At 54.9% G+C, this 1,331-nt stretch carries 2 protein-coding genes; both read left to right on the top strand.

Going from position 1 to position 1,331, the window contains the following annotated elements:
- Positions 1-412: nickel/cobalt efflux transporter (locus ACZ9XP_RS17695; RefSeq protein WP_465188936.1), on the top strand; the 412-nt coding region annotated here is incomplete at its 5' end.
- A gap of 59 nt (positions 413-471) precedes the next feature.
- Positions 472-939: a hypothetical protein gene (locus tag ACZ9XP_RS17690; protein WP_465188935.1), complete on the top strand. Its 468-nt coding sequence runs from the start codon at positions 472-474 to the stop codon at positions 937-939.
- Positions 940-1,331 lie beyond the last annotated feature (392 nt).

Raw genomic sequence — 1,331 nt, 5'->3', positions numbered from 1 at the left:
GGATGGCCTGAGCATATCGGCAGACGGTTACCAAGACCCGCACGAATTAGCCCATGCAAACGATATCCGTCGCCGCTTTGCAGGCCGGGAGGTGACCACCGGCCAGATTGTCATGTTTGGCCTAACGGGCGGGCTGATTCCGTGTCCGGCTTCTATCACTGTCTTGCTGCTGTGCCTGCAGTTGAAGAAGGTCGCCCTCGGTGCGGTACTGGTGCTGTGTTTCAGCATTGGTCTGGCGCTGACCATGGTGGCTTCTGGGGCGTTGGCCGCACTCAGCGTGCGACATGCCCGAAAACACTGGGGCGGCTTTGGGGATTTTGCGCGTAAAGCACCGTACTTCTCTGGTGGCTTGATCATGCTGGTGGGGCTGTACGTGGGCTATCACGGCTGGCTTGCGCTGCCAGCGGCCTAGCAAAGCACCCGCAAAGATTGTTCTGTGATGCGATGCAAGGTCTGTCTATGGATGCCGCGATGATGAGCGAAGCCGATGATGCACCGTGGCAAATCGTCATGGCGCAATTGCCATTGGCTTTTGGGCTGGCGGGCCATAATTTTCTTGTGCTGCTGGATGGTAACGTGCATGTAGCATCAGAAATCAATGGCTTGGCCATAGGGCAGAATGGCAGCGTGCGGGCTATAGGCTGGCGGCTTGGCGACCGATTGCGGGCGGTGGTCAGTAGCGGTAGCTGTTACTACCAGGGAGGTTTGGGCCAAGCTGTGCTGTATGTAGGTCCGCGGCAGGCTGCCATGCGGCTGTGGCTGAAAGCCGAAGAGAAAGCCTGTGCGATCAACGCCCTGGCCCTGAAATATCCGTTTTTAGGGTGCGGTAAAAACAGCAACTCAGTGGCCAGCACCTTGATCCATGCCATGGGTCTGGCAGAGTGCCGGCCTTCCCGGTCAGCAGTCATCGATTTCGGCCGTGGCAAGATACTGGTTTGATCACTTTCAGGCTCTTGTCGTACGGATAGCAAACAAGCGACTTCTTGCAATCAGAATGTTCTGGCATGTGACATGCCAGAACAGCCTTTGTCAGGAAGCATTTGCTTGTTCGATCTATAGCCCACGGCCTAGGTGGATAGTTGTGGGCTGGGTTGTTGGAAGAGGGAGAATGGAACAGGGCTGGCCTGACGTATTTGGCCTGTTTTTTGCCATTTTTAATATAAAATAATTATAAGTCATTCACTTCGCTGCTCCGTTTATCGCTGTGCAGCCTGCCGCTTTACCATGTCTTCACCTCTCAGGAGCCTTCCATGCTTTCCAGACTAGGAATTGGCCATAAATTGCTGTTACTTGTCTTGCCTTTCGGTGGCGCGGCGTGTGTATTGGGTGTG

Source organism: Vogesella perlucida (assembly GCF_979366545.1).
Note: the sequence above shows the minus strand (reverse complement) of the source record. Positions and strands in the feature narration are given on the sequence as shown.